The following is a 26,135-nucleotide window of genomic DNA, read 5'->3' as shown; positions in this document are numbered from 1 at the left end:
GTCCAGATCGCCCCGCATCCGCGATGGCGGACGATGCGGGGGCCGGGGAACGGGCGAGGAGAGCGCGCGCTTGGGGGCGAACGCTGCTCAGCGCCCGCTGGTCGCCAGGTCGATGGCGATCGGGATCCTGACGATGAAGGTGCTGCCCATGTCCCGACCGGCGCTCCGCACCTCGATCGCGCCCTCGTGGAGGGCGACCAGTTGTTTGACAAGCGCCAGTCCGATGCCCAGGCCGCCCTGCGCCTTGGCCAGATGGTCCTCGACCTGGGCGAAGATCTCGAAGATGCGCGGCTGCATGTCGGGGGGAATGCCGACCCCCGTGTCCTGGACCTTGATCTCCGCCATGTCGCCGCTCACGCTCGCCGACAGGGTCACCAATCCGCCTGGGGGCGTATATTTGGCGGCGTTGTTGAGAAGGTTGGTCACAACCTGGGCCAATCGGGTGTGATCGGCGTCCAGCCAGATCGGATCGTCGGGGATCTCGGTGACGAACCGATGGCGGCCGGCGTCGAGATAGTGCTGGCTCGCCTCGATGGCCGACTGAAGGATTTCGCTCAGGGCGATCCGTTCCTTCTTCAGCGAGATCTTGCCCTGGCTGACGCGCGAGACGTCGAGGAGATCGTCGACCAGATGCGTCAGGTGGGTGAGCATCCGGTCCATCCGTCCACGGATGTCCTGTGATCGTTCGGGCGTGATGTCCTTGCCCAGCAGGTGCAGGCCGCCGCTCAGGGCCGCGACGGGATTGCGCAGTTCATGGGCCAGCACCGCCAGGAAGTTGTCCTTGTGCCGGTCGGCGCGTCGCAGGGCCAGGGCCGCGGTCTCCAGCTCGTCGCGCTGGCGTTCGATCTGCTGGCGCTGTCTGTGAAGGTCGAAGAACACATTGGCCTTGCTGCGCAGGATGTCGGCCTCGATCGGCTTCTGGATGAAGTCGACCGCTCCGGCCTCGTAGCCGCGAAAACGGCGCTGCTTGTCGGCGGCGCCGGCGGTCACGAAAATGATCGGGATATGACGCGCGCGCTCGTTGCCGCGCATGAACTCGGCCAGTTCGAAGCCATCCATGCCCGGCATCTGGACGTCGAGCAGCGCCAGCGCCACCTCATGCGTCAACAGAAGCTCGAGAGCCTCTTCGCCCGATCGGGCCTTGAGGCAGGTCAGCCCCTCGCGCTGCAGCAGGGCCTCGAGCGCGAGCAGGTTTTCTTCGAGATCGTCGACCAGGAGGAAGTTGATTGGCTTTTCCGCGCTCATTGGGCGGCTCCCAGATTCGACAGATAGGACGCGATCGCGTCCAGGGTCATGACCCTCGCCGAGGGGCACGCCTTGATCGCCGCCAGGGGCATGGCGGTGGCATAGGCGCCGCCGGGGTCTTCCACGACCGCCAGTCCGCCGGCGTCGATGATCGCGCGAAGCCCCGCCGCGCCGTCATGATTGGCGCCGGTGAGCACCACGCCCACCAGTCCCGCCCCGTAGGTGTCGGCGGCGCTCTCGAACAGGACGTCGATGGAAGGCCGCGAATAGTTCACCGGCTCGTCGACAGACAGGGCCAGGCTTTCATCGGGCTCGACCAGCAGATGATAGTCCGATGGGGCGAAATAGATCACGCCGGGAAGGGCGGGCTCCTTGTCCTCGGCTTCCTTGACCGTGATCGCGCACCGGGCCTGGAACAGCGGCACCAGCATGTTGGCGCGGTCCGGCGGCACGTGCACCACGACCAGCACGGGAAGGCCGTAGCCGGCGGCCATCGCCGGCAGAATGGCCTGCAGCGCCTGGACGGCGCCGGCGGAGGCGCCGATCGCCACCGCCCTGACGGGCGCGCGGTTCATGGCTCGCGCCTTTGATAGATCTTTTCGTCTGGCACGAAGTCGGAGAAGGCGGCGGCGTGGGTGGAGAAGCGAAGGCTTTCCTTCGAGCCCAGGCCGAGGAACGCCTTGCGGGCCAGGGACTCGCGAAACAGGCCAATCGCTCGATCCTGCAGCACGCGATCGAAATAGATCATCACGTTGCGGCACGAGATCAGGTGCATCTCTGCGAACACGGCGTCGGTCACCAGGCTGTGGTCCGAAAACACGACACGCTCGCGTAAGGTCTTGTCAAACACCGCGCGTCCGTAGTCGGCGGTGTAGTAGTCCGACAGCGACGACTTCCCCCCCGACTTCTGGTGGTTCTCGGTGAATTTCCGGATCCGGTCCAGGGGATAGACGCCGGCCTCCGCCGCGTTCAGCGCATCCGGATTGATGTCGGTGGCGTAGAACAGCGTCCGCTCATAGAGGCCTTCTTCGCGGAAAAGGATGGCCAGCGAATACAGCTCCTCGCCCTCGCTGCAGCCCGCGATCCAGACCTTCAGCGAGGGATAGGTCCGCAGGTGGGGCAGGACCTTCTCGCGCAGGGCCCGGAAATAGGACGGGTCGCGGAACATCTCGCTCACCTGCACGGTGAGGTAGCCGAGCAGGCGGGGCAGGATGGCGGGATCGTGCAGAACCTGCTCCTGCATCGCCGAGATGCTGCCAAAGCCCAGTTGGTCGCGCGCCTGGACAAGACGTCGCTTGATCGAGGCCCGCGCATAGTGACGGAAGTCGTAGTGATAGCGCTGGAACAGCGCTTCCAGCAGCAGCTGAATCTCCAGGTCCACGATCGTGTCCGGCGCGGTCACGTTCATCGCGGCATCCAGACCCGGACAAGCGACAGCAGCTTGTCCACGTCGATGGGCTTGGCCATGTAGTCGTTGGCGCCGGCGGCGATGCAGCGTTCCTGGTCGTCGGGCATGGCCTTGGCGGTCAGCATCAGGATCGGCAGCCTGGTCCACCGCGCGTCGTCACGGATCCGCCGCGTCGCCGTCAGGCCGTCCATGACCGGCATCATCACGTCCATCAGCACCAGGTCGATCGCGTTCGCGGGGTCTTCGGTCGAGCGGGCCAGGGCGTCGAGGGCCTCCTGCCCGTTGCGCGCGATCTCTACCTGGGCGCCGCGGGGTTCCAGGACATTGGTCAGGGAGTAGACGTTGCGGATGTCGTCCTCGACGATCAGGACGCGGCGACCCTCCAGGACAGCGTCGCGATGGCGCGCCTTCTGGATCATCTTCTGGTGCTCGGGCGGCAGCTTGGACACCACCTGGTGCAGGAACAGCGAGACCTCGTCGAGCAGGCGCTCGGGCGACTTCGCGCCCTTGATGATGATGGAGCTCGAGTAGCGGCGCAGTCGCTGCTCGTCGTCGGCCGACAGGTCGTGGCCGGTATAGACGATGACCGGCGGGAAGGGGCGGTCGCCGTCGCGGCTGAGCGTCTCCAGCAACGAGAACCCCGAGGCGTCGGGCAGGGACAGATCCAGCACCATGCAGTCGAAGGTCTGCTGGCTGAGCTGTTCCAGACACTCGGCCGCCGTGCCGACGCCGACGGTCTCGACCTCGCCCGACGACAGCAATCGGCTGACCGCGTCGCGCTGGACGGGATCGTCCTCGACGATCAGCACCCGCCGCATCGTGCTGGCCAGTTTCGACTGCAGCGCCTCGAGCACTTCGGCCAACGCCTCGCGCTTGACCGGCTTGACCAGGTAGCCGATCGCGCCCAGCGACAGGGCGGTCTGGCTGTGGTCGCTGGCCGAGACGACGTGGATCGGGATGTGCCGGGTCGCATCGTCGCGCTTGAGACGGTCCAGCACCATCAGGCCTGATTCATCGGGAAGGCCGACGTCCAGCACCACGGCGTTGGGCTTGAACTGACGGGCCAGCTTCAGGGCCTCTTCGGCGGTGCCGGCGACCAGGCAATCAAAGTCCAGCTCGCGAGCCAGGTCGCGCACGATGCTCGCGAACTTGTCGTCGTCCTCGACCACCAGCAGCACCCGACGCGTCCCGTCGACCTGTTCGCGATCGTCATCGACCGTTCGGGCCAGGGGTCTGGACCGCTTGGGGCGCGGAGGAGCGGGCGAGGGGGCGGCTTCGACGCTGGCGGGCTGGTGGTGCGCGCCGACGCGGGCCGGGTCGTAGGCGAGCGGAATGGTGACGGTGAAGGTGCTGCCCTTCCCGGCCTGGCTTTCGAGGGTGATCGCCCCGCCGAGCAGGCGCGCCAGTTCCCGCGAAATCGACAGACCCAGGCCCGTGCCGCCGTACCTGCGGCTGATGGCGCCGTCGGCCTGGCGGAACGCCTCGAAAATCGCCTGTTGCTGCTCGCGCGAAACCCCGATGCCGGTGTCGATCACGGAGAAGGCCAGGCGGTCGGCGTCGGCGGGCGCGATGACCAGGCGAACGCCGCCGGTCTCCGTGAACTTGAAGGCGTTCGACAGCAGGTTCTTGAGGATCTGTTCCAGACGCTGGCGATCGGTTTCGATCAGGGGCGGGCAGTCGCTGGACGCGCTGATCGCGAAGTCCAGCTGGCGCTCGTCGGCGACAGGCTGGAACATCTGGCGCAGGTCGCCCGTCAGGCGGGAAATCGGAACGCTTTCGGGTCGGATCTCGATATGACCCGCCTCGATCTTAGACAGGTCGAGGATGTCATTGATCAGAACCAGCAGATCATTGCCCGACGAGGCGATGGTCTGGGCGAACTTGACCTGCTGGCTCGACAGGTTGCCTTCGGGATTGTCGCTGAGCAGCTTTGACAGGATCAGCAGCGAGTTCAGCGGCGTGCGCAGTTCGTGCGACATGTTGGCCAGGAAGTCGGACTTGTACTGGCTGGCCTGCGCCAGTTCCCGCGCCTTCAGCGACACCGCGGCGCTGGTGCGTTCCAGTTCGTCGCGTTGAGCTTCCAGCGTCTGGGCCTGTTCTTCCAGCTGGCTGTTGGTCTGTTCCAGCTCGACCTGCTGCTGCTCCAGTCGCGTCTGGGATTCCCTCAGGGCTCGACCCTGTTCCTCCAGCTCCTCGTTGGAGACGCGAAGCTCTTCGCTCTGGACCTGCAGCTCTTCGGCCTGACGCTGGGTTTCCTCCAGGACGGCCTGGAGCTCTGAGCGATAGCGCGCGGATCGCAGGGCGATGCCGATGGATGCCGCCGCCTGATCCAGAAGCTCGACGATGCGGTCATCCACCGGCTGCAGGAAGCCCAGTTCGATCACGGCGTTGACGTTTTCATCGGCGTGGGCCGGCACGAGGACCAGGTGCCTGGGCTTGTCGCGTCCCAAGGCCGACCCGATGGTCAGATAGCCGTCCGGCACGTCGCGAACGATCATCGTCCGTCCCTCGGCGGCGACCTTGCCCAGCAGGCCTTCCTTGACATTGAAGCGCACGGGCACATCGGCGTCGCCCGGAATCCCCAGGGCTGCGGCGCGGTAGAACTGGCCTTTCTCGCCCTTGAACAGCGCGCCGGCCTGGAAGCCGAGATACTGCGCCAGGAAGCTCAGTATGCTGTCGCCCAGTTCCTCGACCGACTTGTCGCCGATCATCGCCTGGGCAAGGCCGACCTGGCCAGATTGCAGCCATTGCTGGCGCGCGCGGGCGCCGACGCCGCGACGGATGAGAATGAAGACGATCGCGGTCAGCGCCGCGCCCAGCAGGCTGGCCAGCGCGCCGCTGACCAGCGCCGTGGTGTAGGCGGCGTCCATCTCGTCCAGACGGCCCTGGCGCAGGCGATTTTCTTCCTGGCGCATGATCGAGAGTTGGTTGCGGACCGCGTCCATCTCGACCTTGCCGCGGTCGGTGCCGACGATTGCGAGCGCCGCCTGATGGCCGTTTTCGCGCCGAAGCTCGACCGTTTCATTGAGCTCGGCCAGCTTGGCGCCGATATGGCGTTTGAGCTGGACGAGATTGGCCTGTTGGGCGGCGTTGTCCCTGGTGAGCGCCGCGACGGTGTCGATGCGCGCGGTCATGGCCGCGGCCGCGCTCTGGTAGGGTTCGAGGTAGCGATCGTTGCCGGTCAGGAGATAGCCCCGCTGGCCGGTCTCCGCGTCCTGGGCGGTGGAGAGAAGATCGTCGAGCGCGACGATGACCTTGTGGGTGTGCCAGATCTTCTCGCTGTTGGTCCGCAGAACCTCGATGTTGCGGTAGGCGATGACGCCGCTGATCAGGAAGAAGGCGAGCACCAGCCCCAGCCCCAGCGCCGTCCATAGCTCCACGTTCGTCCGCGAGGAGGACGCGCCATTCGGTTGGGTCAGTGACATGAGGGCCTCGAAATCGAAGGCTTTTGAGTCTTGCCGCACAGGGCGCGCGAGGCCGGATCGACAGGGGGCGATACCGCTGGACGACCGGATGCGAGGTCTGGCGGCGTCGCACACCCGTCCGAAGGCGCGCCGTCGGGCGACGCGGGGAGCCTCTCCCCGACGTTCGCTGACACCAAAGGCCATGAAATCAACGCGCTACTCCCGACCGCCCGCCCCATGGCGCGGAGCGTCTAACGGAGAGCGCAGAAAAAGGTTCCACGGGGAGCGACGAAAAGTTTCGCGGACGGCGAGGCGTCGGAGATGAGCCGGCGGGCCGGCTTTCCGCTCGCGTCCATGGCCTTCGGAGGCAGGGGGCCCTGACGGCGCGAAGCTCTAGGCGGCCAGATCGCGCCGAATCGTCGCCAGCAGTCGATCGCTCAGCAGCGGCTTTTCGATGAGGGTCGCGCCCAGGCTCCGGGCGCGGCGCCGCACCGCTGCGGGAGGATGGGTAGTGATCAGGATCGCCGGCGCCGTGACCGCGCGCTCGCGCAGGGCCGACAGGGCGTCCAGCCCGCTGATCCCCTCCAGCAGTTGGTCGAGGACCAGGCACGTTGGTCCGGCGGGGAGGGCCATCTCCAGCAGGGCCTCGCCACTGGCCAGGCCGATCACCGTCCAGCCTTCGAGCTGCAGCGTGAAGGTCAACGCCGAGCGCACAGCCTCGTCATCCTCGACGAGGACGATGGTCGAGGGCGAAGGCGAGAGGACTGACATGGCGCACCGTTCGTGAGGTGCGGACCGTGCGCCCGTCGCGTCCGTCGCGCCTTGATCGAAGACAACCCGCCCTCGCCGCACGCGGGCGGTCAGCGCCGAACGGTCATCACCATGCGAACCAGCTGGGACAGGCTGGCGGCCTGCATCTTGCTCATCACGTGGGCGCGATAGATCTCGACCGTGCGCGGGCTGATGCCCAGGTCAAAGGCGATGACCTTGTTGGCGGAGCCCGCGATCAGGCCTTCCAGCACTTCACGCTCGCGTCCGGACAGCAGGTCGAGGCGGCGGTCGAGCTCGGCGATCTGGTCATCCTCGATGCGATCGGCCGCCCGGCGGCGCAGCGCCGAATCCAGCGCGTTCAGCATCAGCTCGTCGTCAAAGGGCTTCTCGATGAAGTCGTGCACGCCCTCCTTCATCGCCTCCACGGCCAGCGGCACGTCGGCATGGCCGGTCATCACGACGATCGGATCGCGATACCCCACCGTGTTCAGGCGGCGCACCAGTTCCAGGCCGTTCATGTCGGGCATGCGCACGTCGGTCAGCACGCAGCCGTTGGCGAGGCCCGGCAGACGCTCCAGAAAATCGCGCGCGGAAGGGTAAAGGGCGCAAGGCATCCTGGCGCTGTCGAGGAGGAAGGCCAGCGAGTCGCGCAGCGCTTCGTCGTCGTCGATGATGTGGACCACACCGTCAGTCATCGCTGTCGTCCCCATCGCCCTCGTCCCCTGTGTCCGCGCGTTTCAGCGTGAAGTGAAACGTCGCGCCGCCGCCCGACGTTTCCTCGGCCCATAGCCGGCCGCCGTGGGCCTCGATGATCGTGCGCGATATCGACAGACCAACGCCCATACCGTCTCGCTTGGTGGTGACGAACGGCGAGAACAGTTGCTCGATCATGTGCGGTGCGATGCCGGGTCCGGTATCGGCGACGCTGACCACGGCGTCCTCTTCCAGGCCCGCGACCGTCACCATGAGGTCGCGGCGCGGCGAGGCTTCCATCGCCTCGATGGCGTTGCGGATCAGGTTGAGCAACACCTGCTGGATCTGGACGCGATCGGCGAGAACCAGATCGATCTCCGGCGCATACTCGAACCGGACCCGCACCCCGTTCTCCTTGACGCCGACCAGGGCCAGGGCCCCGGCCTCCTCGACCAGACGGGGCAGACTCTCGACCGAGCGTTCGGTTTCCCCGCGCGCCACGAAGTCCCGCAGTCTGCGGATGATGTCGCCGGCCCTCAGCGCCTGATCGCCGGCCTTGTCGATGGCGTCGATGACCCGCGCGATCTCGGGAGCTCCGTCCTGCGACAACAGACGCTTGCTGCCCTTCAGGTAGTTGGCGATCGCGGTCAGGGGCTGATTGATCTCATGGGCCAGGGCCGAGGCCATCTCGCCCATGGCGGTCAGCCGCGAGATATGGATCAGCTCGTTCTGCAGTTCCTGGAGGCGCGCCTCGGTCTGCTGTCGCTCGGTCAGGTCCCTGACAAAGCCGGTGAAGAACCGGCCCGCCGTCGTCAGCATCTCGCCGACCGACAATTCCATCGGAAACGTCGATCCATCCTTGCGCTCGCCGACGACGATCCGGCCCTGGCCGATGATGCGACGCTCTCCGGTGGTGTAGTAGCGGGCCAGATAGCCGTCGTGCGCGTCCCGGTGAGGGCTGGGCATCAACAGGCTGACATTGCGCCCCGCCACCTCGGCGGAAGACCAGCCAAACAGACGCTCGGCCGCCTGGCTGAAGGACTGGATCCGGCCGGCATCGTCGATCACGACCATGGCGTCAGGAACCGTGTCGAGAATGGACTTCAGGTGGGCCTCGCGCGCGGCCAGATCGTCATTGGCCCGCTCGGCTCGACGCCGACCGGCGTGGAAGGCCTCACCGCCGATCAGCACGAAGATGCTGACGGTGAAGAAAAGCGCCACGCCAAGCAGGTCTCCCTGATCGAGGGCGCGCTTGCGCAGGGCCAGGCCAAGGCACGCCATGGCCGCCAGGGCCGTGCTGATCGCGCCGGTCGATGCGCCGCCAAACACCGAAGCGCCGATCACGGCCGGCATGAAGAACAGATAGACGCCGCGTTCGCCCAGAACGGGCTCGCAGGCTAGCCTGGCCATGACGCTGGCCGATACCAGACCCGCGCTCAGCAACAGCGCGCGCGCCAGGTGTCGGGGCTGGGCCCAGCGCGTCCGCGCCAGGAATGAACGATAGACCGTCCGCAGATCGTTCATCTTCCGGTCGACCCCGCCCTCCGGCAAACGTCTTAGGGTGATGACACGGATTGGTCGCCATAGCCCCCTCGATATCGCGCTTTCGATGTCAAAGACTCGTCGCGGCGCCTTCCAGGGCGGGGAAGGCGCGATGATCACCCCGGCGATTGATCGCTCGGTCCGCGACGGGCTGATGGGTGTGTCGTCTCTTCACCCGGCGGACGACAGCGCCTGGATTGGCGGCGCCTGCCCTATAGTCTTCTCATTTTGAGAAAATATCCCGAGATTCTTCGATCGATAGGTAAATCTGCGTATGCGTCAAGTTGGTCTCGGCCGCCTGTTCATAATCTGCATTTAACCAAATGCTGGGAAGGCTCTGATGGCAGGAAGGGCCCCCCATGATTGAATTCGAGACGATAGAGGAGCAGCGCCGCATCGGCGGAAAGCTGGTCGTCGCTTGTATCGCCGCGATGGTGCTTCTCGTGCCGGGCGCGTGCGCCGTGGCGCATGGGCCTGTCCTGACATCGTTCCTGGTCGCGCTGGGTCTCGCCGTCGTTGCGCTGGCGATCTATCGCTGGCGATCCGAACGCCTGGGACAACGCCTTGTCGCCGCCGTCGCCCTGATGGGCCAGATCACGCTCTTTGTTCTCGCCTTCAAGGGCGATCCGCTGCAGGCCCAGGCGCGGATGGCCTTCCTGGCCGGGCTGGCGCTGCTGGTGGCCTATGGCGACTGGCGCATCGTCGCCGCCGGCGCGGCCCAACTGGTCATCCTCGACGTGGTCGCGGCGCTTTGGTTCCCGCACCATCTGTCGGCCGACGCCCGCCCCCTGGCGGTGATGTTCAGCATCGGCGTGACGCTGGCCACGGCCTGGTCGCTGATCTGGCTGACCGCCGGGGTCTCCCGGCTGTTCGCCACCGTTTCCGCCCGCACGGACCGCGCCGAGGACGCCGCGCGCCGCGCCGACGCGGCCAATGCGCAAGCCACGCTCGAACGCGCGGCCCACGACGCGTCCAACGCCGAGAAGGCCACGCTCCGGGCCGCCATCGAAGCCGAGCAGACCGAGGTGGTGGAGGCCCTTGATCGCGCGATCTCGCGACTCGCCGACGGTGATCTGACGGGCCGCGTCGAGGTGGTGTTCGCGCCCCGCTACGAGGGGCTGCGCGCCACGTTCAACCACGCGCTGGACCGGCTGCGCGCCGCCCTCAGCGAAATCCACAACAACGCCGCCAGCATGAACGCCGGCGTGGCCGACATGAGCCGCGCCACCGACGACCTGGCGCAAAGAACCGAACACCAGGCCGCCAGCCTGGTTGAGACGGCCGCCGCCCTCGACGAGATCACCACGGCCGTGACCGAAACCGCTCGCGGGGCGCGCCAGGCCAACGCCGCCGCGGCCGGCGCGCAACAGGAAGCCAAGAATTCCGACACGGTGGTCATGGGGGCGGTCGAGGCGATGACCCTGATCGAGAGCTCTTCAGGCCAGATCGGCCAGATCGTCTCGGTCATCGACGAGATCGCGTTCCAGACCAACCTGCTGGCGCTCAACGCCGGGGTCGAGGCGGCCCGGGCCGGAGAGGCGGGCAGGGGCTTCGCGGTGGTGGCGCAGGAAGTCCGGGCCCTGGCGCAGCGCTCGGCTCAGGCCGCCAGCGAAATCAAGACGCTGATCGAACTGTCGGGCCGCCAGGTGTCGGCCGGCGTGGAACGCGTGGGCCACACCCGCGAGGCCCTGGAGCGCATCGTCGCGCGGGTTTCCGAAATCGACGCCCAGGTCACGGCGATCGCCCGGTCGGCCAATGATCAGGCCCAGCGCCTGGATGACGTCAACACGACCATGGGCGCGATGGATCGGGTCGTTCAGCAGAACGCCGCCATGGTCGAGCAGACCACGGCCGCGGCCCATGCGCTCAAGCGCGAGGCGGGCGAACTCACCGACCGCGTCGCGCTCTTCCGGCTTGAGGGGGCGGCGACGTCGTCCCGCGTCGAGAAAGCCGCCTGAACGACCGTGGTCAGGCATAGGCCAGGGCGGCCGGCGACGAAATCGTCGGCGATCGCCTGTGTGGCGACCTGATCGACTATAGCCTGAGTAACGGCGCGGGCCCTGCCCGTCGCGAGGCAGCCTTGAGTTGGCGGCTTCAGCAGGTTCCGGAAGCACATTCATGATTTTCGAAAATGATTAACCTCAACCTTTCGGCATTCCTTAGGGCGAGGGTGCGACAACGTCGTCATCAGTTGTTGGTCGCCACAGGGAATGGGCCATGAAATTTTCGATCGCCGTCGTCGCTGGCTTTGCCGGTAGCCTCTTCATCGCCCAAGCCGCTTCGGCCGCCGGCGGCTTTGAAGACCAAATGGGCCGCTGCCTGCAGCAGTACGCCAACACCCGCGACGCCGCTCAGGTGATGCTGGAATGCACCGCTGACGCCGGCAAGCTGGGCGACTGCAAGGTCGTTGAAAATTCGGCCGCCGGTAAGGGCTTCGACAAGGCCGCCATGTGCATCGCCGAGAAGCTGCCGATGGGCGCCAAGTCGGGTTCGGTGAAGGTTCCCTTCCGCTTCCCGGGCGGCGCATAAGCCTCACCGCTTAGCGTTCACGATCAATCGCCTCCGTTGAGCCTTCAACGGAGGCGATTTTCGTTTGCGGCCCATGCCGGGCGCGCCGATCGCCTGAGAGACGTGCTAGCCTGGGCTTGACCGGGGTCAAGACCCGCCAAGTCGCCCCGCGGTACGAACGGGTGTGTCTGATCCTGGAGATTCTCGTGCGTCGGATATCGATCCTGAGCCTGTTGCTGGTCGCGGCCTGCGCGCCGGTGGCCCCGCCCCGCCCGGCGTCCGCCGCGCCGCCCGTGGCGCTCGCCTCCAGTCCCGTCGAACGCGGCAAGGCGCTGGTCGAGGCGCGCTGTTCGGCTTGCCATGCCGTGGGGACAAGCGGGGACAGCCCGGTCTCGCCCGCGCCGCCGTTCCGGACCCTGGGTCAGCGCTATCCCGTGGCCAATCTGCAGGAAGCCTTCGCCGAGGGGATCTCGACGGGGCACCCCAAGATGCCCGAGATCGTTCTTGAGGCGCAGCAGGTCAATGACCTGATCGCCTATCTGGAAAGCCTCCAGCCCGCTGCGAAGAAAAACTGAGCGCGCCATGATCGAGCACGAGCGCATCGCCATCATCGGCGCCGGTCATGTGGGGTCGACGGCGGCCTACGCCCTGATGCTGCGGGCGTTGTTTCGCGAGATCGTTCTGGTCGACAGTGACACGGCGCTGGCGCAGGCCGAGGCCGCCGATCTCTCCGACGCCAACGCCCTGGCGCGCCCGGCCAGGATCTGGGCGGGCGACTATGCCGACGCCGGCCTGGCGCGGATCGCCGTGATCACCGCCGGCGCGGCCACGCGGGGCTCCGAGGATCGTCTTTCGGTCGCCAGTCGCAGCGCCGCCATCGTCACCAGCTGTGTCGATCAGCTGCTGGGCGCCGGGTTCGCGGGGATCATCCTGGTCGCCGCCAATCCCGTGGATCTGATGACCCTGGTGGCCCTGCGCCGTTCGGGCTTTCCGCCCGCGCGCGTCATCGGCTCGGGCACGCTGCTGGACTCCAGCCGCTTCAAGCAGGCCCTGGCCGGGCGTCTGGACGTGGCGTCCAGCGCGATCGACGCCATGGTGCTGGGCGAGCACGGCGACAGCGAAGTGGCGGCCTTCTCGGTCGCCCGGATCGGCGCGGTGGCGCTGGATCAGTTCCCCGCCGCCGGAGCGGCTCTGGACCACGCCCAGATCGCTCATGATGTGCGCACGGCCGCCTATCGCATTATCCAGGGCAAGGGCTACACCTCGTTCGGCGTCGCCACCGCCATCGTACGGATCTGCGAGGTCATCCAGCGGGGCGAGCGGGCGGTGCTTCCGGTCTCGACTCTGCTGACCGGGGAATACGGCATCCGCGACCTGTGCCTGAGCCTGCCCTGCGTGCTGGGCGCCGGCGGGGTCGAGCACGTGCTTTCGCCGCCTCTTTCCGAGCAGGAAGTCATCGCCTTGCAGGCCTCGGCCGCCACGCTCCGAAACGCCCTCGACGCCCTGTGATCCCATGCTAGCGTCCCGGTCCTGAATCAGGACGGGGATGAGAGATGCGTAAGGGTATCAAGGTTATGGCGGTGGTCGGCGCGTTGGGCGTCGCGGCGTCGGCCCAGGCAGCGCAGGTCGAGGCGGTGAGCGCCGCGCGCCTGCTGGACGTGACCACCGGCAAGTATGTCGACAATCCTATGGTGGTGATCACCGACGGGCGCATCACCGCCATCGGCAAGAAGGGCGAAGTGCCCGTGCCGGCCGGCGCTACTCTGGTCGACCTGCCTGGCGCGACCTTGCTGCCGGGCCTGATCGACATGCACGTCCATCTGGACAGCCTGGCCGAGATCGGCGGGTATAACAGCCTGGAACACAGCGACCGCTTCTGGAGCGTGGTCCAGACGGCCAACGCCAAGAAGACCCTGGAGGCCGGCTTCACCACCGTGCGCAATGTCGGCTCGGCCGATTTCGACGACGTGGGCCTGCGCGAGGCCATCGACGGCGGCTATGTGTCTGGCCCGCGCGTCGTCACAGCCGCCTACGCCATCGGCGCGACGGGCGGTCACTGCGACTCCACCTTCTTCCCGCCGTCGATGGACGAGAAGAGCCCCTACAACATCGACAGCCCCGACGAGGCCCGCAAGGTGGTGCGGACGCTGAAGAAGTACGGCGCCCAGGTGATCAAGATCTGCGCGACGGGCGGGGTGTTCTCGCGCGGCGACGAGCCGGGCCAGCAGCAACTGACCCTGGCCGAGATGACCGCCGTGGCCGACGAGGCCCACATGGCCGGCATCAAGGTGGCGGCCCACGCCCACGGCGCGGCGGGCATCCGCGAGGCGATCAAGGCCGGTATCGACACCATCGAGCACGCCAGCCTGGTCGACGACGAGGGCATCAAGCTGGCGGTCCAGCATGGGACCTACTTCTCGATGGACATCTACAACACCGACTACACCCAGGCCGAGGGCAAGAAGAACGGCGTACTGGAAGACAACCTGCGCAAGGATCGCGATATCGGCGAGATCCAGCGGCAGAACTTCAAGAAGGCCCTGAAGGCGGGCGTGAAAATGGTCTACGGCACCGACGCCGGGGTCTATCCGCACGGCGACAACGCCAAGCAGTTCGCGGTGATGGTGCGCTATGGCGCCACTCCGCTGCAGGCGATCCAGGCCGCCACCGTGACCGCCGCCGAGGCCCTGGGCCAGACCAAGGACGTCGGCCAGGTGGCCGTCGGCCGCTATGGCGACATCATCGCGGTGTCGGGTGATCCGCTGGCGGACGTCACGGTGCTGGAAAAGCCCGTGTTCGTCATGAAGGGCGGGGCGGTCGTCCGTCAGCCGTAGAAGGCGATGGTCCGGGGCGCGCCGGCGGCGGCCCCGGACCAGGTTCTCGCTATTTCAGGAAGATCTCGACACGACGGTTCTGGTCGCGGCCTTCCGGCGTGCCGTTGTTGCGCACCGGCAGTTCGCTGCAGAAGCCGACTGTGTTGTCGATCTGCAGGCCCAGGGTGCCCAGGGCCTTGGCGATGCTCTTGGCCCGCGACAGGGACAGGGCGCAATTGGCGGTGTACTCGCCGGAGCTGTCGGCGAAGCCCGCCAGCACGATGGTCTTGTCCGTCGAGCGCTCCATCCGCTCCAGCACCCGGCGCAGGTCCTGCGAGGCGCGAGTGTCGAGCTCGGCCGAGCCTGTGCGGAAGCGGAAGGTTGTGCCCAGCTGCTCGGCGCCGTTGCGCAGGCGGCAATAGGCGTTGGGATCCCCGCGCCAGCGCGAGGACAGGCGACAGCCGCCGCGGGTCGAGACCTCCTCGCGCGACACGATCTGGTTGAGGTCGAGGTCGACGAAGTGGGCCTGGCGGACGATCGCCTGGCCGCGCGCCGACAGCGCGAAGGTGATGAAGTCCTTGACCGCGGGGTTCGTCGGATCGCTGGAGCTGTAGAGGAACAGGCGGCGGCTTAGCGGGTAGTTCTCGGTCTTGATGCTGAAGCGCGTCGGCTCCAGGGCGGACGACTCGCCGTCGCTGACCGCCACCGCGCGGGTGGTCTTCACATAGGGCAGACCGACGAAGCCGACGCCGCCCGGATCGCGCGAGACCGCTTCCTCCAGCTGGGCGCTGTCCTCGAACCGTTTGGCCGCGGCCAGGGGCGAGTCCTTCAGGACAAGCTCCTTGAAGGTGTCGTAGGTGCCGGACTCGTCATTGCGCGCATAGAGGCGGATGGGCCGGTCAGGGCCGCCGACCTCGGACCAGTTGGTCACCTCGCCCGAGAAGATGCGGCGCAGTTCGTGGCGCGAGAGGGTGGGGGTTTCGTTGCTGGCCGGCACGATGACCGCCACGCCGTCCAGGCCCAGCACATACTCGTTCGAGACCGAGCGCATGTCGCCCATGGAAGCCAGGCTTTCAGCCTCGGCGTCCTTGACCGGGCGCGAGGCCATGCCGATGTCGGACGCGCCGCTCTTCAGGTCGGTGAAGGCGGTGGCGCTGCCGTGAGCCCGCACGATGACCTGGATGTCCTTGTCTTCGAGACGGGCGCTGATGATCTTTTCCGGCGCGGGCTTGCCGGTGATCTTGCGTTCCTCCTCGCGGATGTTGGTCGCGCCCTTGGCCGCCAGCCAGGCCTTGACCAGTTCGGGCGCCAGCGAGCTGCCGACGGTGTTGGAGCCGGAAAGGCTGAGATAGTAGTCGCTGGCGCTGCCCGGAGCGGCGCCCCCGCCGCTGGTCGTCTTGTCGCCGCCGGACAGGGCGCCGTAGAGCCCGATCAGCAGGAACAGGCCGATCACGATCCCTACGCCGGCAAGCGCCGGGCGGATGAATGACTTCGCCTTCTCGGTGGCGGTGGGCTTCACGAACTGCAGCCGGCTGCCGCACTCCGGGCACACGCTGTCCGCCGAGGTGATGGGGATCTGCTCCTTGGCCGCCGCCTTGGCGCACTGGCTGGGCAGGTTGGTGCAAACGCCGAAGGTCGTGGACATGGTCAGGCTTCCCGCCGGATGAGCTTCATGGCGTCGCGCGCGGCGCTGTTCCACGCGGCGACTTCGGGATCGGTGGCGTCGCCGCCTTTGGCGGCTTTCACGGACTCGACCACTTCCATGATCTTGGTCCGCGCCGCCTCGCGGTCGGGGTCGCTGGTCAGGGCGCCCTTGCCCAGAGCGTCTTCGACGGTGTCCTCCAGGGCGAAGTACTCGGTCTCGCCGCAGCCTTCCGTGGCGCCAAGGGCGCTGTCGCCCAGCACCAGCGGATCCAGGTCGAAACCGTCGGCGTCCTTGCGAACCAGCACCAGCTGGTCGCGGCCCGAGGACTGGCTGCGTACGGTCGCCACCGCGCCCAGCGCGACGCCGACCAGCAGCACCGGCCGCAGGCGGGTGGCGACCTGGGCCCGGTCGGCCACGAACAGTTCGGGGAACTGCGAGCCGTCGCCTTCGGTGTGCACCTCAAGCTGGGCCCGCGCCTTACCCTCGGCCAAGCGGTCGTTGTAGCGGTCGCGCAGGCCGCGCACGACGCGCGCGAAGCGCAGCGGGAACAGGTTGACCAGGGTCACCAGGGCGATGTCGCCCGAGGTGTCGTCCGAGCGGATGAAGTCGACATCGCCGCCTGGGCGGGCGTTCTTGAACGCACGCTCCAGCTTGTCGACGAAGTCTTTCTGCTCGGGCGGGGCGGGGACAATGACGGCGAAGCTCTCGACGCCGCGCGGGGCTGGGGATTTGCCGGGGAACGACTTGTTGACCTCGGCCTCGTCGAAGCTGATGAACCGGCCGGCGCCGCGCGTCAGGGCGGCGGCTTCGCTGTTCAGGCGCTCCTGGTCGTCGCCCCACTGGTCGCGCAGCTTGTCGATGACCGAGACGCCGATCACGCGATCGCTCTTTTCGGTCACCAGGCGCTGGTGGGCCGAGGCCACCTCCTCGGCGCTGGCCGCGGTCAGGGCGTTCTGCACGTCGGTCTCGGCCAGGCGGCGCGAGAACAGCGAGAAGGTCGGCTGGTTGCCCAGGGCCTCCAGGATCTTCTGGCGCAGCTTGGCGGTGTGGGTGCGCTGCTCCTCCTCGGAGAGAACCAGCGTGCGGCGGGCTTTCTCGACCGCGCCGGCGTCGCCGATGGTCGTGACGTAGGACGGCGCGTCGCTGGGCGCGGCCCCGACCATGCCCTTGCGGGCCTGAACGCGTTTCATCGCCCGGTCGGCGGCCTCGGTGACCACCTTCTCGGCCGCGTCGATCGAGCTGGCCAGGTCGGTCAGTTCGCTGCGCAGGTCCTCCATCAGCGACCGCGAGAAGCGCGCCGCCTCGGCCAGGGTGCGGGCGGTGTACTGCTCGCGCAGGATGAAGCCGGCCTTGGTCATCTCGCGCTCGCGCGAGCCGGGGATCAGGCGGAACTCGTTCCACTTGCGCTCGATCTCGCCGAACTGGCGGTCCAGGTCGTCTGCCGAGGACTCGCGCTTGGCGGCGAAGTCGGCGACCTGGTTCAGGCGCTCCTCGATGTCGACCAGCAGGGCGTCGACCACGCGGCCGTTCTCCGAGATCGCCCGGACGCCGTTGCGCCAGTCCTCGAACAGCGACTGTTCGATCAGGTTACGAATGGCCTGGGCGAGGTTCTTGCGGTCGCGGCCGGCGGCCTGGAAGAACTGCGGCACGCCCGCGTTGCGGAAATTCTGCGACCAGGCGGTCTGGAACAGGGTCTTCAGCTCGTTCAGCCACTGGGCGCGGTCGGTCTGCTGAGCCAGGCCCACATAGTGGGTCTCCCAGGTCTCCCACTCCTCGGCGAAGGTCTTCCAGCGCTTTGAACCCTCGGTGTCGATGATCGGACGCTGCAGGCGCAGGTGGTCGTCGGTCAGGCGCCAGTCCTCGCGCTTCTGCTTGTCGGCGACGAACTCGGCGTTGGCGCGCGGCCGGGCGTTCTCGAGATAGCCGACGCCGTCCTGCCAGTTGTTGAAGGCCAGCTGGCGCAGGCCCTGCATCTCGAAGTCGTAGGTCAGGGACTCGCGGATCGCTTCTTCTGGGAAGGCGATGCGGCGGACACCGAACGACAGGAACCGCACCGAGCGCTGGCCGATCTTCGCCCCGGCCGAGATTTCCGGCGAGGCGTCGCCGTTCTCGGAGTTCTCCATCCGCACCAGGCCGTCCCAGTTGACCTTGCGGGCGACGATCACCTTCTGGAAGACGAAGTCCGCCAGGATGTCGGGCAGGTCGCGGTCGATCGCGGCGCGGAAGCCCAGGTTGTTGTCGTCGGTGAAGACGTAGGCGCCGTTGTACCAGAAGCCGCCGGGGTTCTTGACCGGTCCGCCGCCGCCCACGACGTCGAACGGCGCGAACGCCCCCGCGCCCATGGCGTTCAGCTCCATCAGGGCCGCATAGGCGTTGGCGTGATAGTTGCCGGTGTTCCACTTGGCCGGCGGGTTCAGGTCCGGCAGGTAGAGATAGAGCACGATCTTTTGGCGTGGATCCGGATACATGGCGCGCAGCTGGGCGACCGTGTCGACGATCGCGCCCGAGCCCGTGCCGCCGGCCAGGCCGCAGAAGATGTGGAAGGTGACGTCGGTCGAACGCGGCCCCTGCTGCTGCATGTCGGCCACGATGGTCGAGACCGAGTCGCGAAACTTGCGGGCGCTCATGGCGAACAGGAACCGGCCCAGGCGGCGCTTCTGGCCGCCGGCCGAGTCGATGTTCAGGCTGGCCAGGATCTCGCCCCAGGCCGTCCTGTCGCCGATCCATGGCTTCAGGTTCGGGTGAGCGTTCAGGTCGTCGACGATGCTGTTGAGGTTCGCCTGGGCGATCAGCATCTGGCTGCGCTTGGGCAAGTGGATCGACTTGCCCAGCACGGTCCAGGCCGGATCGCCATCGACGAAGGACTTGGGGTCGCTGTCGACGAACAGGTAGTCGACGACCGTGTTGTCGGGCTGACGATCGCGAAACGAGCGATACATGGACTTGCGCATCGCGCGCAGAACCCGGCCGCCCGTGCCGCCGAGCCCGATCATCAGGTGATTCATACTTCTGGCCCCAAACCCATAGCGACACAGCTATAACGCGTGTGTGACGGATTGGCGAAGACCCTTGGTTCGCCGAACCGGGTTCTGATTGCAGGCGCTCCGCAGGCGCCGCCTTAACTTGACCCTTTCGGCCGCGTGAGCGATCACCCGGGTCTTCTTTCCAAAGGATCTTCGCGCCCGTGATCGCCTTCGAGGCCGTTTCCAAGACCTATTCAGCCGGCGGTCACGCCGCCCTCAGCGAGGTGTCGCTGTCGGTGAAGGCCGGCGAGGTGTTCGGGGTGATCGGGGCCTCGGGCGCCGGCAAGTCGACCCTGATCCGGCTGATCAACGGGCTGGAGAAGCCCACCGGCGGTCGCGTCGTGGTCGATGGCGACGATGTCGCCGCCCTGGGCGTCGAGGGGCTGCGCGCCCTTCGGCGCCGGGTGGGGATGATCTTCCAGCACTTCAACCTGCTGTCGTCCAAGACCGTGGCCGACAATGTCGCCTTCCCGCTGAAGCTGGCCGGTCGTCCGGCCGCCGAGGTCAAGGCGCGCACGGCCGAGCTGCTGGCGCGGGTGGGCCTGTCGGACCACGCGACCAAGTATCCGGCCCAGCTGTCGGGCGGGCAAAAGCAGCGCGTGGGCATCGCCCGGGCCCTGGCGACGGGTCCAAAGGTGCTGCTGTGCGACGAGGCGACCAGCGCCCTGGATCCGGAGACCACCGAGCAAATCCTGGATCTGGTCTCGGGTCTCAATCGCGAGCTGGGCCTGACCATCGTGCTGATCACCCACGAGATGGACGTGGTGCGCCGCGTCTGCGACCGGGTGGCGGTGCTGGAGGCCGGCCGCGTGGTGGAGGCCGGCGCGGTTGAGGACGTCTTCCTGCATCCGGCCAGCGACACCGCCCGCCGCTTCGTGCGCGAGGCCGATGGCGAACCCGCCGCCGGCGCCGTGCTGGCCGGCCGCGTGGTGCGGCTGACCTTCAAGGGCGAGGCGACCTACAAGCCGGTGCTGGGCGAGGTGGCCCGCGCCACGGGCGTCGACTATTCGATCCTGGGCGGCCGCATCCATCGTTTGCGCGAGACGCCCTACGGTCAGTTGACCCTGGCCCTGACCGGCGGCGACGTCGACGCGGCCATCGCCCAGTTCAAGGCCGAGGGCGTGCGGGTGGATCCCGTCCTGATCGGGGAGGCCCCCACCAGGGAGAATGGCCGATGAGCGTGTCCAACATCGACTGGTCCGAGATCGCCCAGGCCACCCTCGACACCCTGAGCATGCTGGGCGGATCGATGGTGCTGACCGTCGCGCTGGGACTGCCGCTGGGCGTGATCCTGTTCCTGACCGGCAAGGGCCAGATGCTCGAGAACCGCCTCGCTCACGGTGCGCTGTCGTTGCTGGTCAACATCCTGCGCTCGGTCCCGTTCGTGATCCTGCTGATCGTGATGATCCCCCTGACCGTGGCTCTGGTCGGCACGTCGCTGGGCGTGGCCGGCGCGATCCCGCCGCTGGTGGCCGGCGCCGCGCCCTTCTTCGCCCGCCTGGTCGAGACCGCTCTGCGCGAGGTCGACAAGGGCGTGGTCGAGGCCAGCTTCGCCATGGGCGCGAAGCGTCGGCAGGTGGTGCTGGGCGCGCTGTTGCCCGAAGCCATGCCGGGGATCATCGCCGCCGCGACGGTCACGGCCATCGCGCTGGTGTCCTACACGGCCATGGCCGGGGTGGTCGGGGCCGGCGGCCTGGGCGATCTGGCCATCCGCTTCGGCTATCAGCGCTTCCAGACCGACGTGATGGTGGTGACTGTCGTTCTGCTGCTGGTTCTGGTGCAGGCGTTGCAGATGATCGGCGATCGGGTGGTGCGGCGGGTCTCGCACCGTTGAGGCCTTGCGTCCTTCGAGGCTCGCCACTGGCTCGCACCTCAGGATGAGGAATTCAGAATAGCGCTCCTCATCCTGCGGCGCCCGCGCAGCGGGCCTCGAAGGACGCACGGCGTTCCCATCGCGGCGCCCAAACGCTAGAAGGCGGCCATGACCGACGAAACGCCCATCCTCTCCGCCCCGCCGCCCGAACATTGGGACGAGGCCTTCGCCAAGGCGCTGATCGGCAAGACCCTGCTGGTCGGCCTGACCTTTCTCGACGAGGACGGTGAGATCACCGAGCGCCAGCAGGTCTTCGGCGTGGTGATCGAGGCCGACGATCGCGACGGTATCGTGCTGGACCTGCTGGGCGAGCACGACGGCGACACCTATGCCCTGCCGCCCCAAACGTCAGCCATCAAGGCGGCCGAGGCGGGCGTCACCAGCCTGGCGGGCGACGCGCCCGACTTCGTCGTCAGCTGGACGATCCACGGCGCGCCGGACGAGCCGGCCAATGACGAGGACCTGGACTAGAGACGTACTCTACGAAGCGCCTAAAGGTCTCAAACCCTTGTCATCCCGGAAGCCTCGCAGAGGCTGTCCGGGACCCAGGGGCAGCCGCAGTGCATCGGCCCCTGGGTCCCGGCTCTCCGCTTCGCTGCGGCCGGGATGACAAGCTTTGGGAGGTTGAATTGAGGCCGAACCTCAGCTCTGATCGAACGGAAACGGCAGCCTGCCTGCCTTGAACAGGATGTCCGGGTTCTCGTCATAGTCGCCCAGCTCGACGTCGGCCGAGGCGGCGAAGGCCACGACGCCTTCGCGCAGCGGCGCCAGGCGCTCGGCCTTGCGGCGGGCCTCGGCGGCGTCCTTGCAGCCGATCTGCTGCTCGGCCTTCAAGCCCTTGCCGCGCCCGGCGATATAGGCTTGCACGATATAGACGGTTTCCTTGGCCATCCCTCCTGAGGCGACCTGTTCGACGGCAGGGTCAAGTGATCCCTCCATCGCCGATCAGGAAATCTGATTTCGCTCCCCGCCGAAAACCGGGCAAAACCCTACTCGATTTATCGCCTTATGGAGCCGTTCATGGTCGCCCGTCGCGCTTTCGTCGCCCTCAGCCTCGCCGCTCTGGCGCTTGCCGCCTGCGGCCAGAAGCCCGCCGCCTCGTCGAGCGCCAGCGACACCCTGACCGTCGCGGCCACGGCCATCCCGCACGCCGAGGTGCTGGAGTTCATCAAGCCCAAGCTGGCGGCCCAGGGCCTGAAGATCGAGATCAAGGTCTTCAACGACTACGTCCAGCCCAACACCCAGGTGGCCGAGAAGCGCATCGACGTCAGCTATTTCGAGACGCTGCCCTATCTGGAGACCTTCAACCGGGACAAGGGCACGCACCTGGTGCCGATCAAGGGCATCCACATCGAGCCGATGGGCCTGTATTCGGCCAAGCTGAAGTCGGTGGCCGAAATTCCGCAAGGCGCGACCGTTGCCATTCCCAACGACGCCAGCACCGAGGGCCGCGCCCTGCTGCTGCTGTCGCGCAACGGCGTGATCACCCTGAAGGACCCGACCAACGCCCTGTCCAGCCTCAAGGACATCGTCGACAACCCCAAGGGCCTGAAGTTCAAGGAACTGGAAGGCGCCACCCTGCCGCGCGTGCTGGGTCAGGTCGATCTGGCGATCATCAACACCAACTACGCCCTGGACGCCAAGCTGAACCCGACCAAGGACGCCCTGCTGATCGAAGACAGCAAGAGCCCCTATGTGAACTATCTGGTCGGTCGCCTGGACAACAAGGACGACCCGCGCGTCCAGAAGCTGGCCGCCGCCCTGACCACCCCCGAGGTCCGCGCGTTCATGCAGCAGAAGTACGAAGGCGCGGTGGTGCCGGCGTTTTAAACAGGGCGGCTAGCGCCGACTGACATTTCAGCCTACCTATCAGGGCTCAACCTGAACGGAGCCTCGCCCGTGCCACTTTCGCCTGTCCAGGACGCGCGTTCGCGGATGCTGGTGCTAGACGTCTGTTCCTCGTCGGGCCTGGAGGACTGGTCGCCGGACCTTCAGAAGGCCAAGGTCTATGAGCGGATCCTGCTGGACCTGATCCTGGGCGAACTGGCGCCCGGCGCGCGGCTTGACGAGCAGTCGCTGGCGGCCCGCTACGAGACCGGCCTGGCCGGCGTGCGCGACGCTCTGGGCCGTCTGGCGCTGGAGGGTCTGGTCATCCGTCGCGCTCGGTCAGGCACCCTGGTCGCGCCGCTGGATCTGGTGGAACTGCGTCAGGGCTATGAGGCCCGGGCGCTGATCGAGCCGCACTGCGCGGGCCTAGCCGCCCGTCACGCCTCGAAGGCCGAGGCCAAGGCCATCCTCGACGCCTTTGCCGACGGGGAGCAGGCGGCGCGGGAGCGCGACCTGCCGGCCCTGGTGGCCATGGACCAGCGTTTCCACGCCGCCGTGGCCCGCGCCAGCCAGAACCTGGCCCTGGCCCGCATCCTCATTCCCCTGCAGCACAAGGCCGCGCGATTCTGGGTGTTCTCGTTCGGCGGGGCCACCGAGGCCGAACTGATGGCCGATATCGAGCAGCACCGCGACGTGGCCCGCGTGATCGCCAAGGGCGATGTCGAAGGCTCGCGCGCCGCCATGATGCGAGTGCTGAACATCACGCCCGACGCCGTGCAGCGGCCCATGGTCGGGGCGGCCTAGACCTTTTCCCCGGCGGGGATGACGTTCGAACTCTAATTCCCGTACTTTTCAAAGGGTGAGGCGCGGAGGTCACAGGTCTCTCGCAATATCATCTGAAATGTCAGAAGGCATTTTGACGAACGCCGCGTCATTCCCAAATGGTGCAGGTCGCCGCCCGCATCGCCGGGCAATACGGGGTTCGTCCGCATGTCGTTTCGTCGCGCGCTGCTTTCCGCCAGTCTTCTGTCGCTCGCCGCCGCAAGCGGAGCTCAGGCTGAAGAGCAGATCTCCGACCAGGTCGACACGGTGCTGGTACTGGCCCGCGACAAGGCCGGGCTGCTGGAGAAGCAGCCGTCCAGCACGGTGTTCGGGATCGACAAACCGCTGATCGAGACGCCGCGCTCGGCCAGCCTGGTCAGCGACGTGACGCTGGAACGCTTCGGCATCGAGACCCTGGACGGGATCTCGGCGGTCTCGCCAGGGACCCACACCGCCAGCTTCTACGGCGTGCCGGGCGCGCTGAATATTCGCGGCACCCTGGCCGAGAACTACTTCCGAGGCTTCAAGCGGGTGGAGAACCGCGGGACCTATTCGACCCCGATCGGCGGCGCGGCGCGGATCGAGATCCTGCGCGGCCCGCCGACCCCGGTCTATGGCGCGGGCAAGGTCGGGGGGCTGGTGAACTTCATCCCCAAGTCGGCCCGCGACGAAGGCCGCTTCCTGGCCCAGCCGGAAGGGCAGGTCACCGCCACCTTCGGCAGTTTCAACAAGAAGTTGCTGACCGGCCAGTTCGGGGCTCCGGTCAGCCTGGGCGCGGCCGAGGGCGGCGTCTATGCCTATGGCGAGGTCGAGGACAGCCACAGCTATTATCGGGGCGTCTATCCGCGTCACCAGACGCTGGAACTGTCGGCCGATTTCGACCTCGGCGACGGCTGGAGCACGGCCTTCGGCGGCATGGCCTTCCACTCTGACGGCGACGTTCAGACGCCCGGCTGGAACCGCCTGACCCAGGACCTGATCGACAACCGCACCTACATCACCGGCCGCGACTCCAGCCTGAAGGACGCCGACGGCAATGGTCGCCTGACGCCCAACGAGGTGGGCTTCTATCCTTATGCCAGCGCGCTCTACATTCCGTACTACGGCTTCCCCAGCAGTGACGCGGCCCACACGCTGGACACCGGCGTCGGCAAGACCAGGCTCAACCGTCGCACGGTCTATATCAGTCCGGCCGACTTCTCGAAGACCACCACCGGCACGCTCTATTTTGACCTGGCCAAGGACCTGGGCGGCGACCGGACGCTCAAGCTGCAGCTGTTCCACGACACCCAGGACAACAAGCGCTTTGTCTCCTACGGCTATCCGTCGGCCGTGGACGCCAAGGTCAGCGAGGCGCGGATCACCCTGGCCCTGCCGACGCGCGTCGGGGCGGTCAGCGCACGGACCCTGGCCGGCGCGTCTTATCGCCGGTTCGAGGGGCGTCGTCGCGAGAGCTATAACAGCGGCCTGATCGCCATCGACCGCCGCGACATCGCCTTTGGCGCCACGGCGACCGACACCATCGACAGCCCGTTCACTAGCGAGGCCGGCGGTATCGGTTTGCAGTGGGAGAACGACAACCGCTCGACCTGGAACCAGACGGGCGTGTTCTTCACGTCGGATGTCGAGGCCGGGCGCTGGAACCTGGTCCTGGGCGGGCGCTACGATCACTACGACGTCGAGAGCCAGGACACGGGCTTTCTCAGCTACACGGTCGCGGGCCGCCAATCGGACGATCGCGACAAGGCCACCTGGAACGCCAGCCTGACCTACAAGACCGCGTTCGGCCTGATGCCCTACCTCAGCTACGCCAAGGCCTCGGCGCTGGAGATGAGCCAGGCCGGCGACATCGCGCCCTCACTGGTGGCCGACGGCTCGTGGCTGTCGGGCTCGAATCTCGCTGAGACCGGCGTGAAATTCCAACTGCTGGACGGGACCCTGGTCGGCTCGCTGGCCGCCTATCGTCAGAACCGCACCCAGCTGACCAACACCTCGCCGCCCACCGTGCAGGGCACGCGCGCCAAGGGCGTGGAGCTTGAGGTTCGGTGGCTGGCGTCGGAGCAGCTCAGCTTCACCTTCACCGGCAACAGCCAGCGCACCACGATCAAGGGACCCGACGCCTCGTTCCAATATATCCCGGCCTATACGGCGGGCGTGGCGGGCGCGAGCGCCTATGGCGGATCCTATGTGGTCTGGAGCTTCGCGGGCCTGCCGGGGCGGAGCGGGGACTATGCCTACACCCTGATCCCCAAGTCAGTGGTCAGCCTGTACGGCGCCTATACCAGCAAGGGCCATGACTGGGGGCAGGCCGGGGCGACCCTGGGTGTCAGCCATGTCAGCCGCACCGCCGGGACCGTGCAGAACGCCGTCCGCTATCCCGCCTATTCCGTGGTCAACGGTTCAGCCTATGTGACGCGCGGGCCTTACACCGCCGAGCTCAACGTCGATAATCTGTTCGACACGTTCTATTTCACCCCGGACGCGGACACCTATGCCAATCTGGGCGCGCTGCCCGGCAAGGGCCGCGAATGGCGTGTGACCCTCAAGCGGACGTTCTGACC

General features: G+C 67.2%; 22 protein-coding genes. 11 read left to right on the top strand and 11 right to left on the bottom strand.

Annotated features, from left to right (window positions below):
* Positions 1-87: 87 nt before the first annotated feature.
* The 7 genes from ACQY9P_RS01890 to ACQY9P_RS01860 form a co-directional block, all read right to left on the bottom strand.
* Complete coding sequence (locus tag ACQY9P_RS01890) at positions 88-1,245, bottom strand: hybrid sensor histidine kinase/response regulator (RefSeq protein WP_421736944.1); 1,158 nt, start codon at positions 1,243-1,245, stop codon at positions 88-90.
* Positions 1,242-1,820: a chemotaxis protein CheB gene (locus ACQY9P_RS01885; protein ID WP_421736945.1), complete on the bottom strand. Its 579-nt coding sequence runs from the start codon at positions 1,818-1,820 to the stop codon at positions 1,242-1,244. The genes ACQY9P_RS01890 and ACQY9P_RS01885 overlap by 4 nt, the downstream gene beginning before the upstream one ends.
* A complete protein-coding gene (locus ACQY9P_RS01880) occupies positions 1,817-2,653 on the bottom strand; it encodes a CheR family methyltransferase (RefSeq protein WP_421736946.1) in 837 nt (278 codons plus the stop codon). The genes ACQY9P_RS01885 and ACQY9P_RS01880 overlap by 4 nt, the downstream gene beginning before the upstream one ends.
* Positions 2,650-6,078, bottom strand: coding sequence for a response regulator (locus ACQY9P_RS01875; protein WP_421736947.1), 3,429 nt, complete (start codon positions 6,076-6,078; stop codon positions 2,650-2,652). Before ACQY9P_RS01875 ends, ACQY9P_RS01880 begins: the two co-directional genes overlap by 4 nt.
* A 372-nt stretch (positions 6,079-6,450) precedes the next feature.
* Complete coding sequence (locus ACQY9P_RS01870; protein ID WP_421736948.1) at positions 6,451-6,828, bottom strand: response regulator transcription factor; 378 nt, start codon at positions 6,826-6,828, stop codon at positions 6,451-6,453.
* Between the two features lie 89 nt (positions 6,829-6,917).
* Positions 6,918-7,523: a response regulator FixJ gene (gene fixJ, locus ACQY9P_RS01865; protein WP_421736949.1), complete on the bottom strand. Its 606-nt coding sequence runs from the start codon at positions 7,521-7,523 to the stop codon at positions 6,918-6,920.
* Complete coding sequence (locus ACQY9P_RS01860; protein WP_421736950.1) at positions 7,516-9,045, bottom strand: PAS domain S-box protein; 1,530 nt, start codon at positions 9,043-9,045, stop codon at positions 7,516-7,518. Before ACQY9P_RS01860 ends, fixJ begins: the two co-directional genes overlap by 8 nt.
* A 377-nt stretch (positions 9,046-9,422) precedes the next feature.
* On the opposite strand from ACQY9P_RS01860, the gene ACQY9P_RS01855 reads away from it, so the two are divergent.
* The 5 genes from ACQY9P_RS01855 (at position 9,423) to ACQY9P_RS01835 (ending at position 14,405) form a co-directional block, all read left to right on the top strand.
* Complete coding sequence (locus ACQY9P_RS01855) at positions 9,423-11,021, top strand: methyl-accepting chemotaxis protein (RefSeq protein WP_421736951.1); 1,599 nt, start codon at positions 9,423-9,425, stop codon at positions 11,019-11,021.
* A gap of 259 nt (positions 11,022-11,280) precedes the next feature.
* Positions 11,281-11,592, top strand: coding sequence for a hypothetical protein (locus ACQY9P_RS01850; RefSeq protein WP_421736952.1), 312 nt, complete (start codon positions 11,281-11,283; stop codon positions 11,590-11,592).
* A 185-nt stretch (positions 11,593-11,777) separates the two neighbouring features.
* Complete coding sequence (locus ACQY9P_RS01845) at positions 11,778-12,146, top strand: c-type cytochrome (protein WP_421736953.1); 369 nt, start codon at positions 11,778-11,780, stop codon at positions 12,144-12,146.
* A 7-nt stretch (positions 12,147-12,153) separates the two neighbouring features.
* The gene (locus ACQY9P_RS01840) at positions 12,154-13,080 is read left to right on the top strand and encodes an L-lactate dehydrogenase (RefSeq protein WP_421736954.1); all 927 of its coding nucleotides are present in this window, start codon (positions 12,154-12,156) and stop codon (positions 13,078-13,080) included.
* A gap of 44 nt (positions 13,081-13,124) precedes the next feature.
* Entirely contained in the window at positions 13,125-14,405 is a 1,281-nt protein-coding gene (locus ACQY9P_RS01835) for an amidohydrolase family protein (protein ID WP_421736955.1), read from the top strand.
* Between the two features lie 49 nt (positions 14,406-14,454).
* On the opposite strand, the gene ACQY9P_RS01830 is transcribed toward ACQY9P_RS01835, so the two are convergent.
* Both ACQY9P_RS01830 and ACQY9P_RS01825 read right to left on the bottom strand, forming a co-directional pair.
* Positions 14,455-16,029: a substrate-binding domain-containing protein gene (locus tag ACQY9P_RS01830; protein WP_421736956.1), complete on the bottom strand. Its 1,575-nt coding sequence runs from the start codon at positions 16,027-16,029 to the stop codon at positions 14,455-14,457.
* A gap of 2 nt (positions 16,030-16,031) precedes the next feature.
* Positions 16,032-19,034 carry a tubulin-like doman-containing protein gene (locus ACQY9P_RS01825; RefSeq protein ID WP_421736957.1) on the bottom strand — a complete coding sequence of 1,001 codons (3,003 nt, stop codon included), beginning with the start codon at positions 19,032-19,034 and terminating at the stop codon, positions 16,032-16,034.
* A gap of 179 nt (positions 19,035-19,213) precedes the next feature.
* Between ACQY9P_RS01825 and ACQY9P_RS01820 the strand changes: the two genes are divergently transcribed.
* The 3 genes from ACQY9P_RS01820 (at position 19,214) to ACQY9P_RS01810 (ending at position 21,396) form a co-directional block, all read left to right on the top strand.
* The gene (locus ACQY9P_RS01820) at positions 19,214-20,230 is read left to right on the top strand and encodes a methionine ABC transporter ATP-binding protein (RefSeq protein WP_421736958.1); all 1,017 of its coding nucleotides are present in this window, start codon (positions 19,214-19,216) and stop codon (positions 20,228-20,230) included.
* Entirely contained in the window at positions 20,227-20,886 is a 660-nt protein-coding gene (locus ACQY9P_RS01815; RefSeq protein WP_421736959.1) for a methionine ABC transporter permease, read from the top strand. The genes ACQY9P_RS01820 and ACQY9P_RS01815 overlap by 4 nt, the downstream gene beginning before the upstream one ends.
* 147 nt (positions 20,887-21,033) lie before the next feature.
* Positions 21,034-21,396 (top strand): hypothetical protein, encoded by a 363-nt coding sequence (locus ACQY9P_RS01810; protein ID WP_421736960.1) that lies wholly within the window; start codon positions 21,034-21,036, stop codon positions 21,394-21,396.
* Between the two features lie 9 nt (positions 21,397-21,405).
* On the opposite strand, the gene ACQY9P_RS01805 is transcribed toward ACQY9P_RS01810, so the two are convergent.
* Both ACQY9P_RS01805 and ACQY9P_RS01800 read right to left on the bottom strand, forming a co-directional pair.
* Positions 21,406-21,555, bottom strand: coding sequence for a hypothetical protein (locus ACQY9P_RS01805; RefSeq protein ID WP_421738275.1), 150 nt, complete (start codon positions 21,553-21,555; stop codon positions 21,406-21,408).
* A gap of 12 nt (positions 21,556-21,567) precedes the next feature.
* Positions 21,568-21,816 (bottom strand): hypothetical protein, encoded by a 249-nt coding sequence (locus ACQY9P_RS01800; protein WP_421736961.1) that lies wholly within the window; start codon positions 21,814-21,816, stop codon positions 21,568-21,570.
* Between the two features lie 117 nt (positions 21,817-21,933).
* On the opposite strand from ACQY9P_RS01800, the gene ACQY9P_RS01795 reads away from it, so the two are divergent.
* From ACQY9P_RS01795 to ACQY9P_RS01785, 3 genes are all read left to right on the top strand, one after another.
* Positions 21,934-22,755, top strand: coding sequence for a MetQ/NlpA family ABC transporter substrate-binding protein (locus ACQY9P_RS01795; RefSeq protein WP_421736962.1), 822 nt, complete (start codon positions 21,934-21,936; stop codon positions 22,753-22,755).
* A 105-nt stretch (positions 22,756-22,860) separates the two neighbouring features.
* Positions 22,861-23,556 carry a GntR family transcriptional regulator gene (locus ACQY9P_RS01790; RefSeq protein ID WP_421738276.1) on the top strand — a complete coding sequence of 232 codons (696 nt, stop codon included), beginning with the start codon at positions 22,861-22,863 and terminating at the stop codon, positions 23,554-23,556.
* 186 nt (positions 23,557-23,742) lie between these two features.
* On the top strand, positions 23,743-26,133 hold the full coding sequence (locus tag ACQY9P_RS01785; protein ID WP_421736963.1) for a TonB-dependent siderophore receptor: 2,391 nt from the start codon (positions 23,743-23,745) through the stop codon (positions 26,131-26,133).
* Positions 26,134-26,135: the final 2 nt, after the last annotated feature.

It is taken from the genome of Caulobacter sp. (genome assembly GCF_965279145.1).
Taxonomy (GTDB): Bacteria; Pseudomonadota; Alphaproteobacteria; order Caulobacterales; family Caulobacteraceae; genus Caulobacter.
The sequence above is the reverse complement of the archived record's forward strand: the minus strand, read 5'-3'. Positions and strand labels throughout refer to the sequence as shown.

Coding starts and splice junctions, on each gene's coding strand:
- ACQY9P_RS01855 (WP_421736951.1), top strand. CDS start 9,423: ATGATTGAATTCGAGACGATAGAGGAGCAGCGCCGCATCGGCGGAAAG.
- ACQY9P_RS01800 (WP_421736961.1), bottom strand. CDS start 21,816: ATGGCCAAGGAAACCGTCTATATCGTGCAAGCCTATATCGCCGGGCGC.
- fixJ (WP_421736949.1), bottom strand. CDS start 7,523: ATGACTGACGGTGTGGTCCACATCATCGACGACGACGAAGCGCTGCGC.
- ACQY9P_RS01785 (WP_421736963.1), top strand. CDS start 23,743: ATGTCGTTTCGTCGCGCGCTGCTTTCCGCCAGTCTTCTGTCGCTCGCC.
- ACQY9P_RS01860 (WP_421736950.1), bottom strand. CDS start 9,045: ATGAACGATCTGCGGACGGTCTATCGTTCATTCCTGGCGCGGACGCGC.
- ACQY9P_RS01825 (WP_421736957.1), bottom strand. CDS start 19,034: ATGAATCACCTGATGATCGGGCTCGGCGGCACGGGCGGCCGGGTTCTG.
- ACQY9P_RS01790 (WP_421738276.1), top strand. CDS start 22,861: ATGCTGGTGCTAGACGTCTGTTCCTCGTCGGGCCTGGAGGACTGGTCG.
- ACQY9P_RS01835 (WP_421736955.1), top strand. CDS start 13,125: ATGCGTAAGGGTATCAAGGTTATGGCGGTGGTCGGCGCGTTGGGCGTC.
- ACQY9P_RS01830 (WP_421736956.1), bottom strand. CDS start 16,029: ATGTCCACGACCTTCGGCGTTTGCACCAACCTGCCCAGCCAGTGCGCC.
- ACQY9P_RS01810 (WP_421736960.1), top strand. CDS start 21,034: ATGACCGACGAAACGCCCATCCTCTCCGCCCCGCCGCCCGAACATTGG.
- ACQY9P_RS01875 (WP_421736947.1), bottom strand. CDS start 6,078: ATGTCACTGACCCAACCGAATGGCGCGTCCTCCTCGCGGACGAACGTG.
- ACQY9P_RS01795 (WP_421736962.1), top strand. CDS start 21,934: ATGGAGCCGTTCATGGTCGCCCGTCGCGCTTTCGTCGCCCTCAGCCTC.
- ACQY9P_RS01870 (WP_421736948.1), bottom strand. CDS start 6,828: ATGTCAGTCCTCTCGCCTTCGCCCTCGACCATCGTCCTCGTCGAGGAT.
- ACQY9P_RS01850 (WP_421736952.1), top strand. CDS start 11,281: ATGAAATTTTCGATCGCCGTCGTCGCTGGCTTTGCCGGTAGCCTCTTC.
- ACQY9P_RS01815 (WP_421736959.1), top strand. CDS start 20,227: ATGAGCGTGTCCAACATCGACTGGTCCGAGATCGCCCAGGCCACCCTC.
- ACQY9P_RS01840 (WP_421736954.1), top strand. CDS start 12,154: ATGATCGAGCACGAGCGCATCGCCATCATCGGCGCCGGTCATGTGGGG.
- ACQY9P_RS01880 (WP_421736946.1), bottom strand. CDS start 2,653: ATGAACGTGACCGCGCCGGACACGATCGTGGACCTGGAGATTCAGCTG.
- ACQY9P_RS01890 (WP_421736944.1), bottom strand. CDS start 1,245: ATGAGCGCGGAAAAGCCAATCAACTTCCTCCTGGTCGACGATCTCGAA.
- ACQY9P_RS01885 (WP_421736945.1), bottom strand. CDS start 1,820: ATGAACCGCGCGCCCGTCAGGGCGGTGGCGATCGGCGCCTCCGCCGGC.